The following is a 23,317-nucleotide window of genomic DNA, read 5'->3' as shown; positions in this document are numbered from 1 at the left end:
ACTATCTTATTTTTTGATAAATCATTGGATTGGTAATCAATAATCCATCAGCCTTCAAAGGAACGTAAGTATGATTAGGCAAGGTAGCATCCCATCCCTCGTCACCTTCTTTATATGGTGTAGGATCTGTTGAAAGTTCCTCAACATTACGTTCTGATTTAGGCAATTTACCAACTCCTTTTACTGTTGCTCTATTATATACCCCTTTAGTTTGGATAATATCAGTTTCAGTTACTGTATAAGATACAGTGAACCTCCAAGTCTCATTTCTATTTAAAATACCATTATTGTTATTATCACCTGAGAAAGTCACTCCCTCTTGTAATGGTTGATGAGTATGTTCATCCAGCTTAATGGTGAATCCAAACAATGGGTCAATTATCTCAATGTCCTCTATATCCATATCACCTGCATTTTTCACATCGAAAGTATATAAGATTGTTTCTCCTACTTGTGCATATCCATCTTTACTCTCATCTATAAACACTCCATCTTTCTCTATAGTACAAGTTTCACACTCTTTTTGCTGTTGACCATAACCAAAACCATACATTCTAGTAACATTGACCACATTTTGAGTTACTCTAATTTTATTCGCTGAAGAATCAGAAGAATCAGTATTCCATGCTATAGATGATAATTGAACAACTTCTTTAGTTGTTTTATCAAAAACCTCTAATTCTTCTAAAGGACTTTCTTCTGTACGTTTTCCATATAACTTCACATTTCCCCACTTATCAATTACTACACGAATTGTAGGTACAGGATTATTAAATCGATCCTCTAAATCGAATGTTCCCTTTTCATGAAATTTCCAAATATCTTTAATCGTACCATCTTCCCAAATACCACCTGCTTTGAAACGTACATTTTGCACTAGCCCTCCTGCTCTTTGGAACTCAAGTTCTTCTGTATGTAATGGTACATCGTTTATAATCATATTAAATGAATTATCTAACTCATAAATATCCAAAATATAACCACCATCAGTACCTGGTTGTGTAAAGCTTTCCTCAATTACTTTCTTTCCGTCTAACTCTCCTGCATAATGCCCCCATCCAAATCCTTTACCTACGATATCTTGATAGCACTCATCTGCACAAGTAATATTAGAGACATGGATTCCACAACTTGAATCTTCAATACGCTTAGAGAATGTGATATTATCTATCAGAGTATGTCCAAAACCTTTTCCTGTTTCTAAAGCTCTATCTTGACTACCTCTAATAGCAATTTTCACATCTTTACCTAAAACATCTACACATTCAGCATCAGCAAATGTAAAACTAGCAGTTAGTGGCACCCATCCTAAACTAAACCCTTCTGGTTTAGCTCCTTCTGGCAATCCAACACCTCCATACTTTAATGGAACTGATGCGTAGATATGACCTGTTTCTTTATCTAACACATCCATGATCATATAATCTTTATCATGGTAAGTCACATAAGAATAGATATCTAAAGTATAAACTTTGTCTTTCTCTATTTTTTCTGCTAATTCAAACTCATAAAATGGTTTAATACTTTGCGCAGCTGAAGCAGCTCCTCTTACTAAGAATGCTGAACCATTTACCGCTCCCGACATATCTCTTATCGCTTTAGCATTATCCCAAGCTGGAGTCCAGTCGAAATTACTATTTGCTTCAGTTGGATCATTACTTGGTGCATTCTCTACCCATATTCCTTCATGCCAAGAATCTGTTGTTGGGATTCCCATCTGTACATACCCAGGAGGATTTACAGAGTAATATCCATTTTTAATACGTGCAACGGAGATAGTTTGACTATGAGGATCTCTATTCGCACTTGCATAACGACTATCATTAATACCAGGTGCAAAAAGATAAGATGCTGTTGCTCCTCCTCTAGGACCTTGTCTTTTTATCGAACCATCTTGATTTTTTAATATCTCTCCATTTGCTCCTATACTAATAGAAGCTCGTTGAGTCCAATCCGTTCTTCCAGAATTCACATTCCAATATCCGCGATCAAAATCTTCAAAATACAATATCTTATCTACACACTCACCAAGTGCCATAAAGACAACTTCATTGATATTGTTACATCCTATTGATCCACTTCCTCCAGGTAAATTACCTGAATCATTATTGTAACATTCAAAATGTGGATTTGTTGGTTTCACATTTGGGTCTCCATTTGTTGCATCTGGATCAGAAACATCAGCAGGTCTCATAATGGTTGATTCAGCAATCATTGATCCTGTCATACCATTTAACACTCCTGTGATTTTATACTCAACTTTACATCCATTAGGTATTTGTAATTCTGAACGAAACGTACGCGTTAAAGGATCATAAGTAAGCGCTACCGATTCTTTAACATTTCCATTTGCACATTTAAAAGTTGCTTTTACTCCTTTGGGGTTAATTACATCCACCCCAGGAGGAACTGTAAATGTAAAAGGAGCTCCATGAATTCCTTTACTAGCATCTGCTATAATATCAGAAGGACCATTATTACCAGCTGTTACTATAAATTCTACAGCATCACCTTTATGTCCACTACCTTTTCCTACAACTCCACCTACCTTATAAGTTAATGTTGTATAAAGGTCTGCCTCTTTTATAACAACCTCTGTCTCAACCTCTTTTTTATTTCCAACTCTGAATGTCCAAGTATCCATTGATTTTTTATCACCAAATGTATTATTAGCTCCAGAACCTCCTTCACCCCATTTATGCCCATTAGTATTGCTACTAATTCCTCTATTTCCAGGTTTTAAATGACTATTATTTTTAGGCGAAACATTTGATCCATTTCTTGCATCTGGTATATCTCTATCATCCCAAAATACTAAATCAGAAATAGGTGCATCTTGTAAGTTTTTATAGTCTAAAAGTTCTATAACAATTCCTCCTTTATTGTATTCCATATCAAAGAAAGGAAAGTGAACTTCAGCTCCTTGTAATTGTACATGTAAATCTATGGGTACCACACCTTTTAATTTTGTACCATTTATACCAATTCCATCCCAGTAAACTTTGTTAAAACCTTCTTTTGTATTACCTTCTAATCTTTGAAATACAGAACCATCACTTATAATTTCTATTGTAAACTGCTGTCCACTCACAGGAGCCTCAAATTCCACATAACCACCCTTATGTCCAAAAACTCCAGGAGTCCCTTCTGCACCAACAACATTAACATTAAAAACTTCTGGCTCTATTACTGTAGGATTTAACCATGTAGTTAAACCATAAGAGGTACTATTAATAGCTACTTTTGCCTTATCAGGCATATCATCTGCAGGTAATGTATAGTAGATCTTATGGGTAATATTACTATCATTATCTGGATTATTAGGATTATGGATATTGTTGATAACCTGACTAGCCTGACTATTCATACTTTTATACAAAGAATTCTTTGTTTTAGCGTCATAGAAACCATTATTATTAACAAAAAATGCCCATACAATACCTGAAGACCCCTTATGAGTCACTCTATATGTAAACCCATCATTGGTACGAACAAAAAAAAGTCCATTAAAATTAACATTCTGATACACAACAGTATTATCATTCCCATTAGTAAAGTTCAGATTTGTAGTATAAACACGTCCCTCAATAAACTTTGTTTTACCCTTATTAATCACTGACACATCCCATGCTGCAATAGCTGCATTATTACCTTGAGTCCAATTACCATTAGCATTAACTATAGCACTAGATGCATTAGTACTTCGAGATGTAAATTCTACACGATAAATCCCCTCTCCTCCTTTTGGAACTTCATAATAAATAGGAGTATATCCACCTTGACTACTTGTTGACAATTTAGGTCCGGCCAATTCAGCAGAACGACTTGGAATTTGTCCTTCTATTTGATTATTATCAACAACTCTACTCCCCAAAGGATTATACAAAGTAATTCCACCTTTTTCATCATTATACCTCCCCCTCTTATCTGTGGAATTAGTTCCTTGTGCTGAAGATGCCATTGTGATGATCTCTCCTTCTTTAGCATATACATAATGCGCTCCACCATTAGGAAAAGGTATTGCCTCCGGTGCAGTAAACCCTTTACCTAATAACATAGCACGATGTCCTTTAACACCACTAGGATATAAATTTCTAGAACCATCTGCCAACATAGTGGTACTTACCCCTAAGACTAAACTTAGAGTAAGTACTACTTTGATTGTTATCTTATTTATAATTTTATATATCATATTATATTTGTAATTATAATTTAGTTTAATAAGTATCTTAAGCTATATTAAACTAAAGATACCTAACTATTTTTTCGTTATTTGATTACAAAAACGATATTCATATAAGAGGCAGGTGTCGCATTACCAATGATATCATAAGTAAGCTTACCATCTTTATCTATACTCAAATTAGCAAATACTTTTGTGTCATAATAAGTCACATAGTAATGAAGCTCTCCACTACCAAACACAGCTATATCTGCTGGAGCACCATCACTCCCCACTATTCCTCCTGTATAAGGCATCGTATATCCACCTGCACCATGAGCAATAGGATAACCTTCTTTTTCTACTCCTGCTTTTTCTACTCCTGCTTTTCCTCCTGTAAACTGATTTACATATTCTTGATATAAATCTCTTACTAAACCAGTTCCTTTTGACTTTGTATCAAAAATAACTGCTGGCATATAGAAGAACTGAGGAGCTACTTTAGCACGTTCTACAGTTTTTAACACACCATCAGCATCCGCTACCACAACTTTATCAGTTGATTTCCCAGCAAATTCAGGTTTATTAATATTATTAACTTGAACACCTCCATCACCTTTTACAGTTAAATAAATATCAAAACTTTCATTTCTCTCACCTTCTTTAAAATAAAATGTACCTAAAGTAATATCTTTATAAAATCCAGCTGCAATTCTTAATCCTTGCTCTGAATTCGCATTAATCTGCGATAATTTATTGTCATGGTAAAGCTTTAATTTTGATTCATCCCCATCAATCTCATCTCCTGTAAGTAACCCTATAGAAGAATCTCCTTTACCCCACATATTTAATCCAATTCTATTTTCATCAAAAGTAAAGTCATAAACTTGACTATCTCTTTTGAATTTTAAAGCAGTATGTTCTCCAAAGTTAACAGTACGCTCATTAGCAGTTAAAGTACCATTTGAGTTATAAATATTTTTATATTCTTCAGGTTTTTTCCATTCTACTTTAGTATCCCCTGATGTTCCTCCATCAACTACTGTTAATACATCACCTGCATTTCCTCCATCAGTGTTAATTGCTACGTTATAATCCGTAGTAGTACTTCCTGTTGCTGTAGTAGGTGTTACTTTCACTCCATTTCCTTCAGAAACAGTAGTTAACTTCTGTGCTGCTTGAATATCGGCATCAGAAACATGTACTTGATACTCTGTCGTATTACTCCCTGCTGGATTAACAGATGAACTTACTGTTGTATTTGTTCCATTAACGACAGTAGTAACTTTTTGTCCTGCTTGGATAGCGTCCTTTAAATCTACTGAACCTGACTCCACTCCATTAACAGAAGTAACAATAGAAGTTTCCTTAACTGTATTTGTAACATTATCAATTACTTTAACTTCAGCAGGTTCTCCATTCACTGTAGAAACAATAGTATTTACATCTACAGTACCATTACTATCTTTCTTAGTTAAAGTATTTGTAGTTGTAGGTACTATATCTGATTGATCTACCCAAGTACTAACTCCATCTTTAGTGATTAATACCTGCCCATCATTACCATTTACTAACTTATTAACAGGTAATTTACCTCCTAAGTTTTCTAATTTGATATTAGCTTCCACTATATCAACTTTGTATTCTGTATTATTATCTTTTGTACCAACTCCATCAGTTACAACAGTAACTTTATTAGAACCATTCACTACAGAAGTAGTCTTTTGCCCTGATTGGATAGCTGGTGTTAAGTCTAATCCATCTCCTGATTTACCATTAACTGTAGTAACTAACTTATTATCTTTATCAAAAGTGTTTTCGATTGTATTTACAATATTAGCTGTTTCAGAAACACCATTAACATTAGATGTAAGTATGTTTCCATTAGATATTAACTCGTTAGTTGTAGTAGGAACTAAAGTTGATTGATCTACCCAAGTAGTTCCATTTCCATCAGCATTTGTTACCATCACTTGATTAGCTTCACCGTGTGTAATCGAGAGAGTTACCTCTTTTAATACTGATCCTTCTCCATTATCTGTACCTCCTACAGTAATTCCAGTACCTATAATTCCTTTTGAACTTGTCAGGTTATTTTCTGTTAAGCTTACCGCTTTCCATTTTCCTTCTGTTACATCATAAGTTAATACCTGATTAGCAGTTGGGGCAACATTTGAAATACTTGTTCCTTGAATAGCCACAACTTTTGTATCTCCTGTTTTACCTGTTACATCACCTTTTAAAGTAATCTCTGTAATTTCAGATTGTTTAGCAAAACGAGCCCATTTAGCTCCGTCCCAATAGTAATAACCTGGTGTAACATCCTTAGATGTAGCTATATTATATACCATCAATGATGTTTCAGGCGCAGTGATAGGCGCTTGATTAGTTGTTTCAACTAACTCTACACGTGGTATCAACAATCCTCTTTTTGAGGATTGTATATCTACTGCTGCTGATCTATGTGGGTTGTCTGTTCCGAATCCTTGTTGAGCCTGAACGGTTTGAGTTCCTAATAAAAGCAATAAACTAAGTCCGGCAAATCCTATGTATGTCTTTTTCATCTTTTGTATTCTATTTTTTATTAGTTACGTCCAACAACAATCCATTTAGATCCATTAGACTTTAAAATCCATCCTTGGAATGGCATAGCTCCATAAGCTAAAACATCGCTTCCTGATTTGATATTTAAATAACCGTTGTGATCTTCTGTAGCATTTACAATCTTAATACTGATAGTTTGTCCTTCAGTACCATTAACAACTGGTAGAGTAAGATTAGTATCAGTAGCTCCTAAAGTCACTTCGATAACAATCTCTTCCATTGAAGGGTGATAGTTATTTACTACTGAATTATCTCCTCCAATAGTAACATCTCCTTCTTTATTAATTGTAACGTTACCTACTCCTTTATCAATTGTAGCTAATTTACCATCTGCATCTACTACAACTACTTTTGTTGTTTTATCTTTAGCTGGAGAATCTAATCCAGTAATAGCTAATGAACCACCTTTACTATTATCAATTGCTAAAACAGTATTTTTATCAACTGTTCCACCTAATTCAATATCATTACCAGCTTTAGTTAAACCATTACTCGCTGTAACTGTGTTACCTAAAGCAGAAGCATCAATCCATTCTGTTACATAAGTAACTTTACCTTCACTATCTGTAACTTCTTTAGTAACTAATACTTGACCTGCAGTAGTACCTCCTTTTATTTCTATTGTTGTCTCATCTAACAAAGCTTGTGTTCCACCAGTTACAACAATTGATTTAGATTCTAATGCTTTACCTTTAAGAGTCTCACCAGAGATTTCTTTATAAGTAACTCCACCTTTACCATCTGCAACTGGAATCTGTCCTTCTCCTGCAGGAGTAGCTGTTCCATTAGCTGTAGTATTAGAAGTCATTTTATCTGCTGATACAGCTCCATTGCCTAAGTCAATATTTGCTATTGTACCATCAAGAATCTCTGTAGATGTAATACTTCCTTCTTTAATACTTAGTTGAGTAGCTACTAACACAGCATTCTCTACTTTATTAGTTGTAGATTGGTTATCACCGATAACAATCTTACCATCAGTAGTTAAATCAGCTCCTAATGCCGTAGATACATTTTTATAAGTAACAGTTCCATCAGCATTTGCCACAGGTACAGTTCCTTCTGCTGCTACAGTAGCATTACCATCACCATCTTTACTACCTGCATATAACTTATCTTGTGTTACTGCACCGTCGTTAATTTTATTAGTTGTAATCGCATTATCAGCAATACCTAAAGTCACATCTTTCAATAAAGAGTTAGCAACTTCAAGAGTTGTTCCAACTACATCACCAGCAGTTACCGTAATTCCTTTTCCTTTTAATGTTTTTGCTTTTAATGGCTCTGTACCATCTGTACCTTTGTCAATAGCATCTTCAATTAAGTTTTTAGCAGAAGTTTGTTTTAATACGCCATCTTTATCTGCGATAACAATGTTATTATCAGTTACAGGTTTATCAACATGAGCTAATCCTTCTATAGCTAAAACATTATTATCTGTCGTTGTAATACTAGTTTTATCTTCTGTTAAAGCACCACCTAATCCTAATTTAGTAGTTCCATCAGCACCCGTAATCTTTTGAATACCATTAGTTACTTCTACGCCTACTTTATCAGCATCAACCCATTCAGTAACGAATTTGTCTCCTTCTTTTTTAGTAACTAATACTTGACCTGCTTTTTCTCCACCTTTAACTTCGATATTCACATCTTTTAAAAGAGCTGTAGCAGCTGCAGCACCATCTATTTGAATAGATTTTCCTGTAGAAGTCAATGCTTTTCCATCTATAGCCCCCTTATCAATAGCATCTTCCATTAAATCCTTAGCAGATACATTCTTTAAGATACCATTATCTCCCATTACTACGATATTATGTGTAGTAGCATCGAATTTATTTCCATCGGTAGCATCTTTACCTACTAAAGTTTCTAAACCAGAGATAGCTAATGTATTTTTATCTGTAGTCTTAATTTGAGTAGCTTTTGATAAATCACCACCTAATCCTACATGTACTTCATCTCCAACTTTTTCTGCTGTAACACCATTTACACCTATTATAAATTCCTCTGGATTAACCCATTCTGTTACGAATGTATCACCCTTCTTTTTAGTAACTAACACTTGGTTAGGAGCAGTTCCTCCTTTAACACTCACTTTATAGTCAATATCGTGCCCATTAGGAGTTTTATCTATATGTACATTAGTTCCTGGAGAAACGGTTACAGCACTTCCTGAGTTAGAAGATACGAAACGCACCCATCTACCTTTAGTTTTATCAGTGTGTTCAAAATTGGCATCCCAGTAGTAAAAACCAGCTGGCGTTCCTTTATTTCCTTCATTAAATACCATTAAGGCATTAGCAGGGTTAATAACTGGTGATGCTTTATCTAAATCCTCTATATTTAGTCTTGGAATCAATAAACCACGTTTACCCGAAACGATATCTACAGCAGATGATCTATCTGGTGTATTTGTTCCGAATCCTTGCTGAGCGTATATATTTGAAGTTGCTAAAACTGTGAAAGCAACTGTAGCTGATAATATTAATTTTTTCATTATGTATTCTTGTTAAGTAAGGTGATTAAAATTTGTTTACGATTTGCCAAATAGTACCATCAGATACTAAATCCCATCCAGAGTAAGGAAGAGCTGTGTATAACTCACTTGCTCCCTCTATGTTTCCTTTTACAGTTACATAGAAATCTTCTTTAGCATCGTTCTTTTTGATTGTATATTTCTTTCCTTTATTTGCTGTTGCATCAGGTAGAGTAACTACTAAGTCTTCAGATTCAGCAAGTACCAAAACAATTACATCTTCTACTTTAGCTGTATAATCTACTCTAGTCTCAACAATAGCATTCATTCCCTCAAGGTTTAAAGAAATAGTAGCCTCATGACGTAGAGCATCTTTACCACCATCATCGATAGTTAACATACCTCCTGCCACTTTAAGATCACCTTTTTTACCTGCTAATTCATTGATTACTCCCTCTACAGTATTAGATACTAATCCGTTATCCTCAGTAGGCTTCGTATAAGTAACATGCTTAGCGTTAACTTTATTATAAGTAACTGTTCCATCAGCATTAGCCACTGGCACCATACCTTCTTCTGCATGTTTAGAACCTCCATTCCCGTCTGCAACTGTCGCTTTCATTTTATCAGAAGTAACAGACTGTTCATCTAATTTTTCGTTCGTTATTCCTTTATCTGCTACTTGGATATTAGCATCTGCTAATAATTTTTCAACTCCAGTTGTATTAGCAGTAAATTCAAGACCACCTGATACTACTAAATTTCCTGTTGTTCCTTCTACTGTTTTTATTTTTTCTAATAATTTCTCTATCGCTCCTTGAACATTTGTTACGCCAAGGTTTGTAGAGTTATCATTATAAAAAATTGCATTTGCATTTGCGTCGATCTCACCAATTACATCACCGTTTGAGTTTTTGAACTCATACACCTGCTTTGTGGTATCTAAAGCAACTGATACTTCTTTTGGATCAATAGTTACTCCTGTTGCCCCACTTAATGGTTGACCATTTACATCTATTTCTTTCTCGTTATAATAAGTATAAGTACCATCACCATTTTCAACTAATGTCGTAACAGTCTCGTTTGTTTTAACAATAGTGCTAAACTTAGTATTATCAACATTTACCCATGAATTAGTAGTCTCATCCCACTCTTGGAAGATAGCATCTCCTGTTGTAGCATCGTAGATAATCTTGGTAAACCCACCTGTTGATTCAGTTAAGTGAGTTATATAATCATTGATTGTTTGATAAGTAGTACCATCAACTGTTATTGGCCCGTTGTTTACTATCTCCTCAAAGTTATTGACAACTCCTCCAACTACATCGATAAGATAGATACCCTCTGGTAAGTTAGTAGGATCAACCGTGGTTGGTACTACTCCTTTATTTGCTTTTAAATAAGACTCTGATACGTAATATTGTTTATCTTCTAAAGTGATGATAACTGTCTTACTCTCGTTGTCTGTTACTATCTTGTTAAACTTAGTGTTATCTACATTTACCCATGAATTAGTAGTCTCATCCCACTCTTGGAAGATAGCATCTCCTGTTGTAGCGTCGTAGATAATCTTGGTAAACCCACCTGTTGATTCAGTTAAGTGAGTTATATAATCATTGATTGTTTGATATGTAGTACCATCAACTGTTATTGGCCCGTTGTTTACTATCTCCTCAAAGTTATTGACAACTCCTCCAACTACATCGATAAGATAGATACCCTCAGGTAAGTTAGTAGGATCAACCGCGGTTGGTACTACTCCTTTATTTGCTTTTAAATAAGACTCTGATACATAATATTGTTTATCTTCTAAAGTGATGATAACTGTCTTACTCTCGTTGTCTGTTACTATCTTGTTAAACTTAGTGTTATCTACATTTATCCATGAGTTAGTAGTCTCATCCCACTCTTGGAAGATAGCATCTCCTGTTGTAGCATCGTAGATAATCTTGGTAAACCCACCTGTTGATTCAGTTAAGTGAGTTATATAATCATTGATTGTTTGATATGTAGTACCATCAACTGTTATTGGCCCGTTGTTTACTATCTCCTCAAAGTTATTGACAACTCCTCCAACTACATCGATAAGATAGATACCCTCAGGTAAGTTAGTAGGATCAACCGCGGTTGGTACTACTCCTTTATTTGCTTTTAAATAAGACTCTGATACGTAATATTGTTTATCTTCTAAAGTGATGATAACTGTCTTACTCTCGTTGTCTGTTACTATCTTGTTAAACTTAGTGTTATCTACATTTACCCATGAATTAGTAGTCTCATCCCACTCTTGGAAGATAGCATCTCCTGTTGTAGCGTCGTAGATAATCTTGGTAAACCCACCTGTTGATTCAGTTAAGTGAGTTATATAATCATTGATTGTTTGATAAGTAGTACCATCAACTGTTATTGGCCCGTTGTTTACTATCTCCTCAAAGTTATTGACAACTCCTCCAACTACATCAATAAGATAGATACCCTCAGGTAAGTTAGTAGGATCAACCGCGGTTGGTACTACTCCTTTATTTGCTTTTAAATAAGACTCTGATACGTAATATTGTTTATCTTCTAAAGTGATGATAACTGTCTTACTCTCGTTGTCTGTTACTATCTTGTTAAACTTAGTGTTATCTACATTTACCCATGAATTAGTAGTCTCATCCCACTCTTGGAAGATAGCATCTCCTGTTGTAGCGTCGTAGATAATCTTGGTAAACCCACCTGTTGATTCAGTTAAGTGAGTTATATAATCATTGATTGTTTGATAAGTAGTACCATCAACTGTTATTGGCCCGTTGTTTACTATCTCCTCAAAGTTATTGACAACTCCTCCAACTACATCAATAAGATAGATACCCTCTGGTAAGTTAGTAGGATCAACCGTGGTTGGTACTACTCCTTTATTTGCTTTTAAATAAGACTCTGATACATAATATTGTTTATCTTCTAAAGTGATGATAACTGTCTTACTCTCGTTGTCTGTTACTATCTTGTTAAACTTAGTATTATCTACATTTACCCATGAGTTAGTAGTCTCATCCCACTCTTGGAAGATAGCATCTCCTGTTGTAGCGTCGTAGATAATCTTGGTAAACCCACCTGTTGATTCAGTTAAGTGAGTTATATAATCATTGATTGTTTGATAAGTAGTACCATCAACTGTTATTGGCCCGTTGTTTACTATCTCCTCAAAGTTATTGACAACTCCTCCAACTACATCAATAAGATAGATACCCTCTGGTAAGTTAGTAGGATCAACCGTGGTTGGTACTACTCCTTTATTTGCTTTTAAATAAGACTCTGATACATAATATTGTTTATCTTCTAAAGTGATGATAACTGTCTTACTCTCGTTGTCTGTTACTATCTTGTTAAACTTAGTATTATCTACATTTACCCATGAGTTAGTAGTCTCATCCCACTCTTGGAAGATAGCATCTCCTGTTGTAGCATCGTAGATAATCTTGGTAAACCCACCTGTTGATTCAGTTAAGTGAGTTATATAATCATTGATTGTTTGATAAGTAGTACCATCAACTGTTATTGGCCCGTTGTTTACTATCTCCTCAAAGTTATTGACAACTCCTCCAACTACATCAATAAGATAGATACCCTCTGGTAAGTTAGTAGGATCAACCGTGGTTGGTACTACTCCTTTATTTGCTTTTAAATAAGACTCTGATACATAATATTGTTTATCTTCTAAAGTGATGATAACTGTCTTACTCTCGTTGTCTGTTACTATCTTGTTAAACTTAGTGTTATCTACATTTACCCATGAATTAGTAGTCTCATCCCACTCTTGGAAGATAGCATCTCCTGTTGTAGCGTCGTAGACAATCTTGGTAAACCCACCTGTTGATTCAGTTAAGTGAGTTATATAATCATTGATTGTTTGATAAGTAGTACCATCAACTGTTATTGGCCCGTTGTTTACTATCTCCTCAAAGTTATTGACAACTCCTCCAACTACATCAATAAGATAGATACCCTCTGGTAAGTTAGTAGGATCAACCGTGGTTGGTACTACTCCTTTATTTGCTTTTAAATAAGACTCTGATACATAATATTGTTTATCTTCTAAAGTGATGATAACTGTCTTACTCTCGTTGTCTGTTACTATCTTGTTAAACTTAGTATTATCTACATTTACCCATGAGTTAGTAGTCTCATCCCACTCTTGGAAGATAGCATCTCCTGTTGTAGCGTCGTAGATAATCTTGGTAAACCCACCTGTTGATTCAGTTAAGTGAGTTATATAATCATTGATTGTTTGATAAGTAGTACCATCAACTGTTATTGGCCCGTTGTTTACTATCTCCTCAAAGTTATTGACAACTCCTCCAACTACATCAATAAGATAGATACCCTCTGGTAAGTTAGTAGGATCAACCGTGGTTGGTACTACTCCTTTATTTGCTATTAAATAAGACTCTGATACGTAATATTGTTTATCTTCTAAAGTGATGATAACTGTCTTACTCTCGTTAGCTGTTACCACATCTTTAATAGATACCTCTTTTGTCTCACCAGTATTAGTTACATAAGTAAGTTTATCGCCATCGTAATACACATTACCACCAACATAAGTTCCATCAAGGAAGTTAGTAATATAATCTTGAACAGATTTATTATTGATAATATCACCAAATTTATTGATAACCGTTTGTTTTACTTCAATGCGAATACCTTCACCAATGATTTTACCATTGCGATCTACAGCACCTTCATTATAATAAACATAGTCTCCAGTTTCTTTGTCATAAATAATTGTAGTTAACTTATCTTTTATTTCAACTTTCTTACCATCACTATCAATATAATAAAGTTTATCATCTTCATATACAACATTACCCTCGGTAGTATTTACGATATTTTTGATAATATTCTTAACCTTATCTCCATCCTTGTTTACAATTTCTTGAAAATTATTAACAACAATATCTGGGATATCTCCTTCATTGGTAAGGCGTACCCACTGATCAATAAACCAATAGTAAAATCCAGGTGTTAAACCTTTTTCTTTGCCTGATGCTTTAACCGAAGCGGTATTAAACACAAGCAAACTATTAATTCCATTGGTAGGGAAATTAATGATTGTAGTTCGGTCTTGATATCCTGTTAAGCCAAGTCTTGGGATAAGCACCCCTCTATTGCTTGATTCAACAGTTAACTCAGCCGACTTATTGGGTTTTATTGTTCCTACTCCCACTTGAGAATAAGCACTAAAAGACCCAGTCATTAACAATGCAACTGATAGTAATCTTTTTTTCATACTTTTTTTTATTCAATTTGTTAATTGTAATTTACTGTTGGACATATAAACAAGATAAAAAACTATAAATCTAAGTTCTGCTATATTAAAACATCCAAGTTGAAATCATTTTTATTTTAATGGAATCAAATTTACCTTATACGGTGTTAAAGTTTGTTCCAAAAGTACCGGTACTACTACAGTTAAGACCTATTGAAACAAAGTTTAACAATTAACTTTACGCAACACACAATAATCAACAAGATTACCGCAACTAATTAAAAACCAATGAGTATCAAGTCATTTTTTGTCATTAAAAGCAAAAGAATAATAGACAAAACACCCTCCTATATCTTATTAACACAATAAGACAAATAAGGTATTAGTCGGTAATTAAATTTTGAATCAATGCAGTTGTAAATTAACTTTCTAACAACTCAGATGGAGGAAACCCCATCACATTTACAAACGCTCTATAAAAAGAAATTCTACTATTAAAACCACATAGTTCTGCAGCTCTTTCCACGTTCAAATCTCCATCAGCATTAGTGCGCAATAAAGTAACGGCATGCTCGATGCGAAAGCGGTTAATATAGTGAGTAAAGGTATTTGCTTCGGTACGAGCAAAAAAAGATTTTAATTCTTGTTTATCGCGTTTCAAAATCTTGGAAAGCTTTGAAAGTGTTAAATCACTTTTCAAATACAATTGTGGTTCAATCACTTCTTGCCAAATTAATTGCCTAATTTCAAGATCATTAACATCGTTATCGACCTCTTTGATTTCATCGATAGATAAGACTGGATCTATTACCACAACTGACAGTGATTTATTCTTAATTTCCAGTTCTACATCAACCATTTCTGATTCAGTTGTGACAATTTCATTAGTAGAGTCTTTCTCATTTCTTTTACCTTCCTCCCTCCATGCCTGTATAGCGGTAAAACAAACAGATACAAGTAAGACAAGGCAAACATGTAACGTATAGATTGTAGTATTACTCACTAGAATCTCATCAGTAAATAAAAATGATATACCTAAAAATGATCCCACAAAAAGCGAAATAATATAAAAAGTCGCAATACAGCGATAATAAGATATCAAAATACTTTTACTCAACATTACAAAACCAAAACAAGCATATCCAACATTTATAACACCTGTAGTAATAAGAGCAGCACAATTGGCTTTAATCATAAAATCAACATTGTCAGCAAAAGAAGTTGAATAGATTATGACATAAAAAATTAACAACATTAATGCTATATAAAAGTGTATAAATAAATACTTGTTTTTTAGTCCTAATAAAAAGACCAAAAAAGAGCCATTAAAGAAGCTAAAAATTAAACCTAAGGCAAAATCTTCATTTAACTGTAACTTTTGAGCAAAATAAATTAATATCCAATTGAATACTAGAATAGCATTCACAAGAACTATTTTTAAATCAAGCAACTGTTTACTTGACTTTGCACGATAAATTAAAAAAAGAGTTAGTAGTAATAGTAGTAAGGTGGGGAACATATATAAATTAATCGATTTTAATATTTCTATCTTTATAATCAGAGGCACGAATACCTACGTAATGAACAAAGTATTTATTAAACGTTGTAAAGGAGCGAAACCCGGAACTTTCAGCTACAGAAGTAATACTCCAGTTTTGTTTGTTTTTCAATAATTCCAAAGCATGCGCTATGCGATATTTGGCAAGCAATTCGTTAAAGGTTAAATGAAAAAAACGCTGAGTTATAAGATTCAACTGTCTTTGGTCATCCAATCCCACTTCATTACTTAATTGTCTAGCTGTGAAATTACTCTGCAAATAATCATCGCAACTTTCAAAAAAAAGGATGATTTTCTCAGCAATTATATACTCAAACTTATCTTTATTCTCCTCATTAATTTCTACTTGCTTTTCGCTATTATCAACATTTAAAGAGAACTTTTTCTTATATTGACCGATGCTTGTAAATAAAATAAAAACACCTGTTATAAAAGATAAAATCACCGCAGATAGTTCTAATAGTAAATGAAAATAATCAAATAGCATATCGCTTAAATTCCATTGAAAAAACATCAAAATATACTCCACATTAAACAAGATAACATTCAATCCAAACAAAATACTCAAGAAAACAATAAACTCATGTTTAATTTTACATTTTACTTCATTAAAATTAAGTGGAAGTAAAAAGAATAATAAGTATAATACTGCAATAAAGTTTGAAATCCCAATAGAAATCCAGCTTTCAAAATCAAATAATAAAACCACCGAACTCAAAAGAGAGATAACCGATAAATTCTTTACAATAGTTCTCTGTAATTTATCATCGAAATAAATTGTACTTGAAAAAAGCAGTATACTAATTAAAAGAGGAAACAGACTATTCTTACTTGTTAATGAAATAAAAATCACTAAAAATAATCCTAAAATCAACGTTAATATACCTACTAAAAAAAAAGTTTTTTTACTACGTAATCTCAAATCAAAAAATGGCAAATTTTCACTCATTATCTTTTAATTAAATCTTCTAACAGATTGCCTGTCACAAAGTAAGACCATAAATTCTCAATTAGTCACAAATTCTAAACAAACAAACAAAATACTCTACAACATCAATAGCAATTTAAAGGTTAACATACATATCATATCATAATAAAATCACAAATAGCGACTAAAAAAAATATAATTTTATATAATAAAACAATTTAAAAACAATAATGTTAAACTTTATTTTTTAACAAAAAATATCTTATTTAGACCTACTAAACTCCACTTTAAGCAAGGTAGTTAAAAAAATAGCAGTTCATTACCTAAGCTACTAACATACTTACTCAAATCGACACAAATAAACATAAATGTCACTAAATTGCAGTCAGAAAGTCACAACGTATTGTATAAAACACTTTACTGATAAGGCTACCGATTTTATCTAAAAGGTAGCCTTATTTTCTTCATTTCAATTAATGGCTTAATTCTTGGGGTACCCATAAAAAAACTACAGCAGTACATTAGCGTTTTCTAATCTAAAAACTACTTAATACATATCTATTTAATCTAAAGTTTGTTTAACTTTGGCAGTTACTCACATAAACAAACACAATATGATAATCGGAATCACCTTTGCCGCATTTTCACATTTACACGCAGGATATATCAAAATGCTTGAAGAGGCCAAAAGTCAATGTGATTACCTCATTGTTGGCTTAAACACTGTTGCCAATTACGACCCTACTGCTCCTATTATTGAAGACTTATCTTTAGTGGAACGCTATATTCAATTAAAAGGATGCAAATACGTAGATGAGATTATTCCCTACCAAAATGAAACAGACTTAGAAGACATTATGCGCGCCTATAAAATAGACGTGAGAATCATCGGTAAGGAATACAAGCTCAAACCCTTTACAGCGAAAGAATACTGCCTAAAGAAGAATATCCGCATTTACTACAACAACATGGATCTTCGACCAAGGAAAGTAATGCGTCAAAAATAAAAAAGAGATGCCGTTTGGATAGCATCTCTTTCTTAAACATACCTCTAAATACTATTATTACTTAGAGCTTACTAACTATATCCATATTTTATGGACGCGGCTCACCTATCACAGGTACACCATTAAATTCAGCTTTAAAGTGCTTTTTAAAGTCACTTAATCTAACCATATCGACAACTACTTTATAGTTTGCCCCTTGTTTTGTTATGATTATATCTCCATAATCAATATCTGTATCTTTTTCATTAGTCTTTTTGTTTAGGATAGTATAAGATTTTCCTACTTGTCCAGGTCCAGGATTTATCTCAGCTTTACTATTTCTGATATACTTACCTTCTTTTAATTCTTCTTCTTTAGCATCTGTTGCAGCAATTTTAAATGTTACATCCCACTCCTCACTTGTAAAGTATAGATAGTATGTCACATTCTTATTTACTTCATCCCCCGTAAAGTTCAATTTAGAAAAACGCAACGTTCCATCGTCCACTGGATCAGTTGGCACCTCCTTGGTTCTCACCTCTTCAGAGACAAGCACTGTCATCCCCGTTGCAGAAAGCCCCGCCACGTAGATTACATAATCAGTATCAGGCTTAGACACTTTTGGTTTTAAATTAGAGGGTTGTTTTAAATTGATAATATTATTTCCATTTTCTAAAACAAATTCTGCTGTAATCTCCAAGTCTGCTACATCAGCTTTCTCTAATACCATATACCTTGCCTGTACAGCATCAGTAGGAGTAAGCGTAAATAACACTCTCTCGTGTGTCGCATCTACCTCAGTTAAAGTAACGCTAACATCTACTACTTGATCCTTAGTCGCAAACCCAATCCCTTTGTCGGTCATCGTTACAACTTCCTCTTGGTTTAGAGCTGCCACATACAGTTCATATTCTTTACCAGGCTGTAATCCTTCAGCAGTAATAGCTCCCTCTAAAGCCTCTATCTTTACCCCCTTTTCAATAATCTCTTTTTGATTTACTTCCATTCCCTTGTCCACGATGTGATAATAAGCACTCACAGCGTGTTTAGCCCCTAGAGTAAAGGTTACACTACTTTCAGTCACCTCTTTTACCACAACATCCAAAGTTGCCTTTTCTACTTCCTCTCCAGGTTCAGTAGGTTCCACTTCCGTAGGTGGTTTAGAATAGGGCGCACTATCATCACTCGAACAGCTTACAACCGTAACTGAACCTAACAAGATAAGAGATAACAAGCTTAATCTCACAGAATTTATTTTCATATTTATTAACTTTTACTTTTCGTTTGTATTGAATTATAATAAACAATAATAACACAAATAATAGAATAGTCAGAAAAAAATCAAATAAATATTATACATAAAACAAACACAAACTCATCAGTAGTAAAAAAATTAAGCTAATATTAACTAAAACAAAAGAAGAAAGTACTATCCAAACAGCACACAGTCAGTCGGCAATCACCATAAATACAATTAGTTAACCTCTTGTTATCCTTATCACTAACCACAGTTCACAACTCGATCTATTAAAAAATCGTATATTTACACTATAGTATTTAATCACAGAGTACTTCTGTATGATTACAAGTCTTTGGATTGAGATACAAACTTTTTATACTTTTAAGAATGATACTTTTTCTTCATTCGTAATAAAAAAAGGAAGCTGATCAGCTAATAATAGTCGGGAGATTAATCTTCCGACTATTTTTAAATAAAAAAATAAGGTAATGTATACTTTTGGTATGCTAAACCAGAGTTCTATCAATACATTCATAGACCATAAAGGAACCGCGGGACAGATTCTACAATTTAAACCAGAAGCATTATTGACAAAGTTATCATAGACTACTTCTGTAGATAAATACACTAAAGCTATACATGGAAAAAAAGATGTTTTACTTATTCTTATACTCCATTTTAGAAAATAATAGATTGAGTGAACACAGTTTGAAAGATACTTTTAATGGCTCTATTTCTAAAGCTTTGCTTGATTTAAATGAGAGCGAAAAAGATTAGATTATAAACTAAAAAAATAACAAATACAGTACTTTATTTGATGGAATATGATCATGAGATTGAAACAAAACAAAAAATTCCACAAGAAAAAGACTTTAATCAAAATATCAATTAACAAAAATCTGATAACTACCTAATTATCAGAAATGCAAGAGTTAATTTTTTTTATAGGTAAAAGTTAACTAATAAAATAGCCTAAATCTATTCTAAAGAAGAATGAATAGAACAATATTTCAGACTTGTAACAGTGAAGACTAAAGATAGACAACAAAAAGAATTTTTGTTCTTGACTAATGATTTTGAGATGACAGCTTTTCAAAATCACAGATTATTTTATTGACACAGTTCACGGGACCCCCTCTACAGTTCAAGAGAAATCCTCGTTATCTATGTTTAGTTGAGTGACTTTCTATTCTACCTCTTGTTTCATTTCTTCATACGAAACTTCTTCTCCTTTTTTATTATAAAAAGCAACTTCTTTTTCTTTCTCAATTTTACTTCTAACTCTCCCATCTTCAAAGTAAGTAAATCCATTACCTAAAGAATCAAATTTTGTCTTTATTTGTCCACTTTCATAATAAGATAAAACATCTCCTATGATTTTATTATCTACATAATTTTTTTCAGATTTTAATTGCCCATCTTCATAATAAGATTTTGTCATCCCATTTACAATTCCATCTACTTTATAAGTTTCATAATCTAATTGTCCATTAAAAAAATATTGTCTCCAATATCCATTTTCTTTTCCATTCTTAAATTGAATTTCATATTCTTTATTTCCGTTTGGATAAAAAGTAGTTCCTAAAATCTGATCACCTTTTTCAAATACATTTATAGCTATTATTTCTTTTCCTAATCTCTCAATTGTCTGTCCTGTATATGGTTCTTCACCCCCCTTTAAATAAGACAATCCCTCTCGTTGCTCTAAATTTTTCAAAGAATACTCTTTTTCTTGACATCCTAATAAAAAGAAAAAGCACATAAATAATAAAACTATTTTTTTCATCTTTTTTTAATTGCTATTTCATGTATAGTAGATACATAACTATTACCAATACCCGTTAGAATAGGTAAAGTTACATAAATAAATAATTCTGTTTCATTTCCTATCTTGAGTCCTTCTAGTTTAAAAGATTTTAAAACATGCTGATCTTGAGGAACAATAACTGGTTCTAGTAAAGAATAATCTTTATATAAATAGTTATTCAAATTAGGATTTATAAGTAATTCTCTCTTTTCAATTTCCAGAAATTTATCTTGATATAAATAACCTAAAACATATCCCTTTTGATCATTAGGCCCACTAATTGTAACAGTTACTTTTATATCTACAGTATCATCTGCTCGAACCTCATAAAAACCATTCACATAAGAAGTAAAAATATTAACCTTCCCTCCTCTTATTGTTTTATCTGATATTGTAAAATTCCCATTACTAGATATCAGTTTTAAAGCTCCTGCTGGAGTTATTTTAAAGGATCCTTCTTCTGAAGAAAAAAAACTAGAATAGACTACTTTGTGCTGTTCAAAATAACCATCTATAGAATCCTTGTTTAACATTTGATGCCTTATACTCATAACTGTATTTTTTTGTTAAAATTAAACAATTATTTTATAAAAAATGAAAATTACATTATTTATAAATAAGATATAAATAAAAAAATACTTGATTGAGTAGTCATGATCAAAAGATTAATCTTCCGACTTTTTTTAAAAAAGTAAGGTAATATATACAGTGGTCTTGATAAATTAAAGTATATAAATACCTCCAAAGACCATAGAATAATTGTCGGAGAAATTATATCATTTATACCAAAAACATTATTGACAAAATTATCATTTGTGGCAGTGAATACTAAAGATAGACCACAAAAAGTGTATGTCTTCAAACTAATGTAGACTTTTAGGACGTAAGCATAAGATAGTGTTTTAGTTATAAATTTATTAATTTTTGTTGATTATACAACTGTCTTCTTTTAGTTAAAGTTTCTTGTTTTAAAACAGCTCTTTTTTCTAATATTTTATCTGATTTTCCATAATATACGTCCTTAGGAGTTAAGTTTCCAATTGCCTCGTGATATCTGTTATTATTGTAGTTTTCTACAAAAACCTCAATAGCATCTATTAGCTCTTCAGGATGATAGTAATTATTAAGTTTTACAACATTTTTCATTGTTCTATGATATCTCTCAATTTTTCCTTGTGTTTGAGGATGTAGAGGTCTCCCATGTACTTGCTTCATTTTCATATCCTTCTCTAAAAAGATCTTTAAATCTTTTGCGATGTAGCAAGGTCCGTTATCAGATAACAACTTAGGTTTTGCTTTTGATTTGAGTTTTGCCTTGTTTATAGCTGTTTCTACGGTTCTTTTTACATCATTAGCTTCCATAGAGTCACATAGTTCCCAATGAATAATATAACGGCTGTAATCGTCTAAAATCGTACTTAAATAATACCAACCCCATCCAATAATTTTAAAGTACGTGAAGTCTGTTTGCCACATTTGATGTACAAACTGTGTTTTATCTTTAAATTCATTAGATGCTTCTATTAGAATATGATTTGGAGCGGGTATTAAATCTCTCTTCTTTAATATTCTATAAACACTGGACTCTGAGATATAGATACCTTGTTCATCTGTAATTTTATAAGCTAATTCTCGTGAAGATAATTCAGGATATTCTAAAGCTATCTCAACAACTAAGTTCTGTTGACTCTCAGGAATACTATTCCATTGCCTATTACTTATTCGCTTACTTTTTTCTAATCCATCATATCCTTTTTCTAAGTAACGTTTATACCATTTATAAAAGCTGCTTTTAGGAATACCAAACTCTTCAAGAGTCTTTTTAACTCCCAATTCACTTGTGGTTACACTTTGGATTAGCTCATATTTCTCTGCTGCTGTTAGTCTCATATACTTGCGATATAATTCATTTATTCCAGCATGTCTAAGGTTTTTTTTACAATATCGTAACGCAATACCAAATCTGCAACTACCTCTTTTAGTTTTGCATTTTCTTTGCGTAACTCTGCTACTTCATCACTGGTAGCCTCTCTTGTAATATCTCCTGATAATCGTTTTTTACCTGCCTCTAAAAACTCTTTATTCCATTTATAGAACTGAGTTTGACTAATGGAGTATTTTCTACATAGTTCTGATACAGATAGCTCTGCTCGTAATCCTTCTATTACAATCAATACTTTCTGTTCTGAGGTAAATAGTCTACGCGTATTTTTACGGATATCTTTTACCATACTTTCTGGTGTTTTCTTACTGACTCTTCCCATAATTATAAAGTTATCATTTTTTGAAAACACTATCTTATTTA

12 protein-coding genes are annotated in these 23,317 nt (G+C 32.9%); 2 read left to right on the top strand and 10 right to left on the bottom strand.

Annotated features, from left to right (window positions below; translation table 11 throughout):
* Window position 1 precedes the first annotated feature (1 nt).
* The 6 genes from NWE55_RS13745 to NWE55_RS13720 form a co-directional block, all read right to left on the bottom strand.
* Window positions 2-4,192, bottom strand: coding sequence for a CLIPPER-2 domain-containing protein (locus NWE55_RS13745; protein WP_258204253.1), 4,191 nt, complete (start codon window positions 4,190-4,192; stop codon window positions 2-4).
* 77 nt (window positions 4,193-4,269) lie between these two features.
* A complete protein-coding gene (locus NWE55_RS13740; protein WP_258204252.1) occupies window positions 4,270-6,726 on the bottom strand; it encodes a phage tail-like protein in 2,457 nt (818 codons plus the stop codon).
* Window positions 6,727-6,746: 20 nt separating this feature from the next.
* Complete coding sequence (locus NWE55_RS13735; RefSeq protein ID WP_258204251.1) at window positions 6,747-9,263, bottom strand: phage tail-like protein; 2,517 nt, start codon at window positions 9,261-9,263, stop codon at window positions 6,747-6,749.
* Window positions 9,264-9,288: 25 nt separating this feature from the next.
* The gene (locus NWE55_RS13730; RefSeq protein ID WP_258204250.1) at window positions 9,289-14,514 is read right to left on the bottom strand and encodes a phage tail-like protein; all 5,226 of its coding nucleotides are present in this window, start codon (window positions 14,512-14,514) and stop codon (window positions 9,289-9,291) included.
* A gap of 400 nt (window positions 14,515-14,914) precedes the next feature.
* Window positions 14,915-15,919, bottom strand: a complete 1,005-nt coding sequence (locus NWE55_RS13725) for a helix-turn-helix domain-containing protein (RefSeq protein ID WP_258204249.1) — start codon at window positions 15,917-15,919, stop codon at window positions 14,915-14,917.
* Window positions 15,920-16,019: 100 nt separating this feature from the next.
* Window positions 16,020-17,000: a helix-turn-helix domain-containing protein gene (locus tag NWE55_RS13720; protein WP_258204248.1), complete on the bottom strand. Its 981-nt coding sequence runs from the start codon at window positions 16,998-17,000 to the stop codon at window positions 16,020-16,022.
* 593 nt (window positions 17,001-17,593) lie between these two features.
* On the opposite strand from NWE55_RS13720, the gene NWE55_RS13715 reads away from it, so the two are divergent.
* Window positions 17,594-17,986, top strand: coding sequence for an adenylyltransferase/cytidyltransferase family protein (locus NWE55_RS13715; RefSeq protein ID WP_258204247.1), 393 nt, complete (start codon window positions 17,594-17,596; stop codon window positions 17,984-17,986).
* Between the two features lie 88 nt (window positions 17,987-18,074).
* Here NWE55_RS13715 and NWE55_RS13710 read toward each other — a convergent pair whose 3' ends face one another.
* Window positions 18,075-19,226, bottom strand: coding sequence for a hypothetical protein (locus NWE55_RS13710; RefSeq protein ID WP_258204246.1), 1,152 nt, complete (start codon window positions 19,224-19,226; stop codon window positions 18,075-18,077).
* A 618-nt stretch (window positions 19,227-19,844) separates the two neighbouring features.
* On the opposite strand from NWE55_RS13710, the gene NWE55_RS13705 reads away from it, so the two are divergent.
* Window positions 19,845-19,982, top strand: a complete 138-nt coding sequence (locus NWE55_RS13705) for a hypothetical protein (protein WP_258204245.1) — start codon at window positions 19,845-19,847, stop codon at window positions 19,980-19,982.
* Between the two features lie 409 nt (window positions 19,983-20,391).
* Here the strand turns inward: NWE55_RS13705 and NWE55_RS13700 are convergent, their stop codons facing one another.
* The 3 genes from NWE55_RS13700 to NWE55_RS13690 form a co-directional block, all read right to left on the bottom strand.
* Complete coding sequence (locus NWE55_RS13700; RefSeq protein ID WP_258204244.1) at window positions 20,392-20,991, bottom strand: toxin-antitoxin system YwqK family antitoxin; 600 nt, start codon at window positions 20,989-20,991, stop codon at window positions 20,392-20,394.
* Window positions 20,988-21,563, bottom strand: coding sequence for a peptidase associated/transthyretin-like domain-containing protein (locus NWE55_RS13695; protein ID WP_258204243.1), 576 nt, complete (start codon window positions 21,561-21,563; stop codon window positions 20,988-20,990). The genes NWE55_RS13700 and NWE55_RS13695 overlap by 4 nt, the downstream gene beginning before the upstream one ends.
* A gap of 355 nt (window positions 21,564-21,918) precedes the next feature.
* A protein-coding gene (locus NWE55_RS13690; protein WP_373425571.1) for an IS3 family transposase occupies window positions 21,919-23,276 on the bottom strand; the annotation gives its coding sequence in 2 pieces (ribosomal slippage) (window positions 21,919-22,961 and window positions 22,961-23,276; 1,359 coding nt in all).
* Window positions 23,277-23,317 lie beyond the last annotated feature (41 nt).

Origin of the sequence: Myroides albus (assembly GCF_024722315.1) — a bacterium.
Taxonomy (GTDB): Bacteria; Bacteroidota; Bacteroidia; order Flavobacteriales; family Flavobacteriaceae; genus Flavobacterium; species Flavobacterium album_A.
Note: the sequence above shows the minus strand (reverse complement) of the source record. Positions and strands in the feature narration are given on the sequence as shown.